The sequence below is a fragment of the Chamaesiphon sp. VAR_48_metabat_403 genome (genome assembly GCF_031422475.1).
Taxonomy (GTDB): Bacteria; Cyanobacteriota; Cyanobacteriia; order Cyanobacteriales; family Chamaesiphonaceae; genus Chamaesiphon.
Genome location: NZ_JANPLS010000327.1, coordinates 1 through 6,507, shown reverse-complemented (window position 1 = coordinate 6,507; position 6,507 = coordinate 1). Strand labels below are relative to the sequence as shown.

Annotated in this window: 8 protein-coding genes; 3 read left to right on the top strand and 5 right to left on the bottom strand. The window is 43.3% G+C overall.

Features of this window, described 5'->3' with window-relative positions; all coding sequences use genetic code 11:
• A partial coding sequence (locus RMO79_RS15940; RefSeq protein ID WP_310481284.1) for a transposase occupies positions 1 to 114 on the top strand: 114 nt, incomplete at its 5' end.
• Here the strand turns inward: RMO79_RS15940 and RMO79_RS15935 are convergent.
• From RMO79_RS15935 to RMO79_RS15920, 4 genes are all read right to left on the bottom strand, one after another.
• Positions 111 to 587, bottom strand: a complete 477-nt coding sequence (locus tag RMO79_RS15935) for a hypothetical protein (protein ID WP_310484160.1) — start codon at positions 585 to 587, stop codon at positions 111 to 113. The two genes, RMO79_RS15940 and RMO79_RS15935, sit on opposite strands and share 4 nt — an antisense overlap.
• 47 nt (positions 588 to 634) lie before the next feature.
• Positions 635 to 2,419, bottom strand: coding sequence for a DUF262 domain-containing protein (locus RMO79_RS15930; RefSeq protein WP_310484159.1), 1,785 nt, complete (start codon positions 2,417 to 2,419; stop codon positions 635 to 637).
• A 102-nt stretch (positions 2,420 to 2,521) separates the two neighbouring features.
• Complete coding sequence (locus RMO79_RS15925; protein ID WP_310484158.1) at positions 2,522 to 2,845, bottom strand: hypothetical protein; 324 nt, start codon at positions 2,843 to 2,845, stop codon at positions 2,522 to 2,524.
• Positions 2,821 to 3,327 (bottom strand): hypothetical protein, encoded by a 507-nt coding sequence (locus RMO79_RS15920; protein WP_310484157.1) that lies wholly within the window; start codon positions 3,325 to 3,327, stop codon positions 2,821 to 2,823. The genes RMO79_RS15925 and RMO79_RS15920 overlap by 25 nt, the downstream gene beginning before the upstream one ends.
• Before the next feature lie 189 nt (positions 3,328 to 3,516).
• Here RMO79_RS15920 and RMO79_RS15915 point away from each other — a divergent pair, with 189 nt between their 5' ends.
• Together RMO79_RS15915 and RMO79_RS15910 are read left to right on the top strand one after the other, a co-directional pair.
• Positions 3,517 to 3,834, top strand: a complete 318-nt coding sequence (locus RMO79_RS15915; RefSeq protein WP_310484156.1) for a helix-turn-helix transcriptional regulator — start codon at positions 3,517 to 3,519, stop codon at positions 3,832 to 3,834.
• A gap of 611 nt (positions 3,835 to 4,445) precedes the next feature.
• Complete coding sequence (locus tag RMO79_RS15910) at positions 4,446 to 5,198, top strand: leucine-rich repeat domain-containing protein (RefSeq protein WP_310484155.1); 753 nt, start codon at positions 4,446 to 4,448, stop codon at positions 5,196 to 5,198.
• Positions 5,199 to 5,268: 70 nt separating this feature from the next.
• Here RMO79_RS15910 and RMO79_RS15905 read toward each other — a convergent pair.
• Positions 5,269 to 6,507: helicase-related protein (locus tag RMO79_RS15905; protein WP_310484154.1), on the bottom strand; the 1,239-nt coding region annotated here is incomplete at its 5' end.

The window sequence follows — 6,507 nt, the reverse complement described above, 5'->3', positions numbered from 1 at the left end:
GCTGTTGAAGGAATTAATAATAAACTCAAGCTGATAAAAAGGAGAGGATATGGATTTAGGAATTTTGATAATTTTCAGATTAGAAGCATGTTATCCTGGCATTTTAATATTTAAACCTGCATAGCAGGTTCGGTAGAACCGATAGTCTTAACCATCGATTGGACTGAGGAGAAAAATCTTCCTGGCAGTTTTTCATCGTACAAAGGGCTAGTTTTGAGTTCCAGCCAACAAGCTTTAAGTTCATCATCAGGCAGATTGCCTTGTTGCAGCCATGTCTTGAAATTAGGGTGTTGGGATAGTCGATCGAGTAATTCATCTGTCAACGAGGAACTCGTTAGAAAAAAATGCCAAAGTTGTTTGCGAACATCTTCACTAGATTCAGCTAGAGTTATAAACGTATTCTTTTTTATTTTTGCTTTAACTTTTGCATCCTTGTCTTTGTTTTCATCTAGCTCGACTTGAATCTTTTCATTTAAGAGATTTTGGAGTAGAACTTGCTCTTCTGCACTGAAGTTTTTAATGCTTTTTCCAATAATCTTCTTTTTGACTCCAGCAACTAAACGGCAACGGATAGTGATGATGCTCATAATCTCCTCACTTGACTTTCGGTAGGACAATTACAGGGTCTAAACTTCTATTTCATTCCCGCCAGATTTCCTTTCGATAACTTGATGCCCATCATCTCCTCAATTAATAGTGATAAATCTCCCATTCGCGAATCTAGAAAAGCATCGAAATCATCACTCCACAATGTTTTCGGCTCGATATAGTGCGATCGCAGAATCTCATTCAATCGCTGTTTAGAAATACCCTGCTCATCTACCAATCGCGCTAGATATACCGATGGTGGTTGAGAACCGATAAACCGATTTGTATCTTTTTTGAGTGGAGTTCGATTTAGCAAGCAATTGTACCGAGTTGCTGGAATCCCCTGTTGCTTGCACCAAGCTTCGGGAAATACATGATGCGACTCAATCTCACCATCGAATGCTTTGACATCTCGGATGATTTCTCCTGAGAGAAAGTCAATTGCGCCTTGCTTGCGGAGTAGAGCATTGAGAGTTTTATAAATTGCACCCTGTCTTCGAGTTACTTGTAATAATCTTGCTCGATTGAAGTGGACTGAATGGATATTGCTAGGAATAGCCCCACCTGCTAACCATCGGGGAATTTCGGTCGTATCGTTAGCAGTTCGCTTGTTCTGCCAATTATTATAAACCTCTCCTAGTGAACATAACCACCACCAGCGTTCTAACTGAGTACGCCCCAGATCGTTAGGCAATCCGACAATTGCCAGTACTGATGCCAAAGCGAGTAACTGACTGGGATAAGCAATGTCTTCTGGATGGACGAATCCCAATCCATGCAAGAATTTTGCGGCTCGATCGAAACCAGCCAATGTTATTGGGGCAAATTGCTCGTAGTCCGCTAATTCTAGATCGAGAATATTCTGCCGACCGCAGCCTACTGTAGGGATTTGAGCGATAAATGGATGCTCTTTCACAACTCGCTCTCGGTGGTGATAAGTAGCTACCAGTGTCACCGCCGATAACCAATCAGTATTCCGCACTCCTTGAAGTACTCCAAATCTGGATAACTGCTGACTGACAGCAGCAAAATGATCGCGCAGTGAGAAGTCTTCTGCGGCAAAGCAGGCAGTTACAAGGTCAAAGAAGGTCATGGGAGTAGGCATTTCGTGCATATCTTCAAAGATCTGACAAACGGCTACTTTAGACAGTTCTGGACGCAATTGAATAATGGGAAGTTGGTAGTGCTCGAATCGCTTGACAATTTCTAATTCAAATTGTCGAGCGAGTGCTAATTTATCTTGTTCGTAGTTCCAGTATTTCTGAAATCCTTCCCGCCATTGGGCATAGTTGAAGATGGCAGAGACAGGGAATAGTAATTGCTCATACTCTTTTTCAGCGGTGCTGCAATCAATCTTGCGGTGTTTAGTTTTCTGAGTTTGCGATCGCGGCAATGAGATGATGGCATCGACTCGATCAATCTCTGGATTGAGGGCGGCAGAAATATCGATATAGTACCAACGCTCTTGAACCTTATGCGTCTGGCGATCTCGAATTTGGACAGCATTACCAGAACGCAAACACATGTAAGCACTAGTAAGCCTTTGTTGTCCGTCAAGGATCAGACTGTCTGGGATAGGTTCTTTGGTGATTTGCACACCTTCGAGTAGTCGTGGTTTGAAACTGAAGCTGCTGTTACTGTTGACTTTGATAGTGAGAATTGCACCAATCGGAAAGGATTGAGACATGCTGGCAATCAGTTTAACGATTTGTTCGTTACACCAGGTGAAACTTCGCTGAAGATCTGGCAGTTGAGCTTTTCCAGTGTGGATCTGTTCGAGCAAGTCGCCGAGAGATTCTTTCGTGTTATCGAACATACCGATTGAGTTCATAGCTACTATTTTGTCACAAACTCTTCTTAGCATAATTCCTGTCGTAGATCGAGACGTACTTAGAGACTTAACTGGGATCGTTCCGATCCTTTTTTGTAAAGATTAGACCGATCGACCTCTACAAATTAACTGCTGTAATTCTAGGGGTAGTCGATCGAAGTGTTCTAGATACAAATTTGAGAGTGCGAGATAGCGTCGATGGTATTTGGTTGGCGATCGATAGTTTTCATCAGTCTTGAACCACCGCTTGACATTTCCCAATGAACAGTGGCACAAAGCGGCAATCTGAGATCGATCGACATCCCATTTAGCTTCAAATTGGCGGGGAGTCATTTCTAACTGACAGTGAGCGAGTTGCTCGATTAAGTCGATTTCTCGTTGCCCTAATCTACGGGGAATATTCAGTGGCATTGCTTTTGCTGCCATCCCTCTAAATCTGATTCCCAGGCGGTATCGGCGATACAGAACTGCCGACTATAACTCGATCGATCTAGCAAGACTAAATATTTCCAGTTCCAGCCGTGCTGGGAGGGCGCATAGAAGCTACCAACTATCGTTCCGGTGTCTGTTTCATCTGAATCTTCTGGCAATGGTTTCCAGCGCACATAGGCTCCAGGGCTGAAGCAATTAGAAGGTAATCGATTGACGAATTCGAGTGTCGGCGGTAATCTCGACAGTTCGATCGCGATCGTGTCAACTGATTCACCATATTCTTGGCAATGATTCCAGAACTCCGCTAGGTTTTGGGCTTGTAAGTTATGGCTTAATTGCTGAATCAGGAGAATAGTCAATTGTTCGCTATCGGCTTCTGAAAAGTGTTGAGGAGACAAATTGATAATTGCTTGGTGGAGTTGTCGCCAAGCTGATTGAGACATCTGCTGAAAATGCCCTGATTCTGATGTTGTCATGGTTTCAGATGGGTTGCAGGATTGGTACCAGTAGTTTTATGCTGCTGGTATCGGGGTATTTTTATGCGCTGAGACTATCGATTTCCTGCGCGATCGTGTCATCATAAGACTTTGACCTCGCAAGGGGTTGACGTTTGCTATTGCGATTCTTCCTGGTAGTCGATTCGCGGGTTAATTCTACTCATTCTAATGGTGTTGGTTGCAACCGTCAACCTGTTGCGTTATTTTGCAATGGATAAAGTTGGTATGGATATGAAACAACTGCGCCTCAGAGCCAAGCTCCGCACGGTGGATGTGGCGAGTCGAGTGGGTGTGGGCGAGTCTTCGGTACGAAATTGGGAAAAAGGGCGGACGATACCGAAGTTAACGATCGATAAGGTGGCAGTTTTATGTGAGTTGTATCAATGCTCGATCGCGGAGTTGGCTCAAGCCGCTCAGGAGTCAATTTTGCAAGCAGATGTCAAACTCGATTTGGGCGAGATTTCAGATAATCCAGCGGTTGAATAGCACGACGAACATCGACGCATTGGATCGATAACCCGATCGCACGCGTAGCGTCTGCCATTTCAATCGCCTACAGAAAGGTAGGCAATTGAAATGGCAGTTGCATTTTCTAATGCGCCCATATAAAGTATTTATGTATTAGTAAATCGTGTTTATTACAATCTCCAACGTATGAAATTAGCAGATTTATCCGAAGCGACACGTCAAAAGATTGCGAACTATTTGGAGTGTGGATGGTAATTCGGTAACGATATTTTTGACGAATACGACTTTCGGGAGCGATTGTTCTGAGATCGGTTTTCTAGCTGTTTGCGATAAGGTCGTAGGAGAAGATTTTTGGTTGACGATCATCTACTCCCTTCCCGCCAGAAGAATATAGATAATACTTCCGCCCCATTACTGTTAGAGATCTTTTTCTTAACCGCAGAGGCGCAGAGAGCGCAGAGGGCATAAAGAAAAAGCTAATCTATAGTCTTTGAGCGGGAAGGGAGTATCATGAGCGGTTCGTCATTGAGCCAGATCCATTGTTTGATGTCACTTTCGACAATTCTCATTAGACATAATCAATCCCGATCATTTATGGCTTACAAGAACAATATTTGATATCGGAAAGTATGGAAGATCTTAATGGTTCGAGCCGACGATATAAAGGCGATAGTATTTGGCTACATGATTTGCCAGAAAACTTGGATGATATTGCTCATCTCAAGGGATTAATTCTACATCATGCCGATCGGTTGAGAGAATTACCAAAAAATATTGGTATTCTCACCAATTTGACTAATTTACTTATGTGTGGTTCCCGCCTAACTAACTTAGAAAACATTGGTAATCTCACCAAATTAACCTCTTTAGACCTTTATGATAATCGTAGCCTACTGAGCCTGCCAGAAAGTATTGGCAATCTCACTAACTTAACTTACCTATGTTCAAGGCAAGGCAAATTAACTACTTTGCCAGAAAGTATTGGTAGTCTCGTAAATTTAACTCATCTAGCTCTGAGGAGTAACAAGATAACTAATTTGCCGGAAAGCATTAGTAATCTCGTAAATTTAACTCATCTAGATTTAAGTTCTAATCAGCTAGATAGTTTGCCAGAAAGCATCCTCAGCCTGACTAATTTAATCGAGCTAGATCTAAGCAATAATCCCTTGACAGATTTATCAGTTTTGCAAAAACTACCAAGTTTAAAAGAAGTTAGATTTTTAGGTGTTAATTTACCTCGTCGATATTGGGAGAAGCTTAGTGATTGGCGACCAGAATGGTTGTTGGATGAGGAGAACGCGGATGTCAGATGTGTACTAGTCGCACAAGTAAGGCATCAAAGCATTTGCGATCGATTAGAAGCGACCTTACTTGATAGTTGATGAGAATACACCCTCTTAGAAATTGATGGAGTATAAAAAATTTCCAATCGATAATTCTCACTACGAATAATTAATCCATACTACTGTCGATCGAATCAGATTTAACTGTGGCGAGAGCAAGTAGCCGATCGAACAAAGGATCGCCGAAGGCTAGTAAGCGGATAGAAGAAGATCTCTCTTCAAACACTTCGGGATGAAAAGTAATTAAATAGAGCTTATTGCTTAAAACAAGTTGCCAACATCGATCGCCTTGGGAGATGAACTCAACTCCTTGTGATTCGAGCATTACAGAAGAAGTGAACAGAGTCTCAATGCGATCGTTAGTTAGGGTTGTAGGAGCAAAAGGGCGACTGGTTTCGGCTAAATCGGCGCGAACATCAGCTTCGAGCATTTCGTCGAGTGCAGGGCGGAGTGGCGGGGTATCGAGGATCTGTTCAAATTCGGATAATAGTACATCTTCTTCTTCAGGATCGGCACTCATGACGGCGCGTTCTATGAAGGTGGGGACTTGGGCGAGAATTGGTTGGAGGTTGCCCACGACGGTGGCAAAGGCATCGATGCGTTCGCGGAGACGGCGGTAGACTTTGGCTTCAACGGTGCCATCGTAGTAGAAATTGTGGATGCGGACGGTAGGATAACGCTGTCCGATCCGATCGATCCGCCCAATCCGTTGTTCTACCCGCATGGGATTCCAGGGGAGATCGTAGTTAATTAAGACACCACAAGTTTGGAGGTTTAAGCCTTCACTGGCAGATTCTGTGCAGAGGAGAATATCAATTTTGCCATCGCGAAATAGACTTTTGATCTTCTCTTTAGGGACGATTTTCCATTGACTATCCTGATAAAGTTCTCCCCCTCGCCCAGAATAACAGGCTACTCCCGTCGTGCCAAAGCTGGCTTGGAGGAAGTCTCGGAGATAGTCCATTGTGTCTGTGTATTGAGTAAACACGATCGCACTATCTCGCGCTTGCAATTCGCACCTAAGTACTTTTAAAAATTGGGCGCATTTAGTATCTTCCCCTGTACGATCGAATTGTCGGAGTAAATCTTGCAAATATTCGATTTCTTGGGGATGGACGGATTCGGCTAGTGCTGCCAAACTATCGATCGCACTATCATCTAAATCGTCTAGTTCTAATAGATCGTCTACGCTGAGACTAGTTGGTTTTCCGGCGAGGAGATCGTTGAGACGGCGGGTGAGGGATTGTTGAATCGCATAAAAAGAACTAGTTAAACGTTTGCGATATAGAGTCATCAGAAAGCCCAAGGCTTTACGATTTTGCTTTTGGGCGAGACGGTAAAAGTCGCG

Coding starts and splice junctions, on each gene's coding strand:
- RMO79_RS15910 (WP_310484155.1), top strand. CDS start 4,446: ATGGAAGATCTTAATGGTTCGAGCCGACGATATAAAGGCGATAGTATT.
- RMO79_RS15920 (WP_310484157.1), bottom strand. CDS start 3,327: ATGACAACATCAGAATCAGGGCATTTTCAGCAGATGTCTCAATCAGCT.
- RMO79_RS15930 (WP_310484159.1), bottom strand. CDS start 2,419: ATGAACTCAATCGGTATGTTCGATAACACGAAAGAATCTCTCGGCGAC.
- RMO79_RS15935 (WP_310484160.1), bottom strand. CDS start 587: ATGAGCATCATCACTATCCGTTGCCGTTTAGTTGCTGGAGTCAAAAAG.
- RMO79_RS15915 (WP_310484156.1), top strand. CDS start 3,517: ATGGTGTTGGTTGCAACCGTCAACCTGTTGCGTTATTTTGCAATGGAT.
- RMO79_RS15925 (WP_310484158.1), bottom strand. CDS start 2,845: ATGGCAGCAAAAGCAATGCCACTGAATATTCCCCGTAGATTAGGGCAA.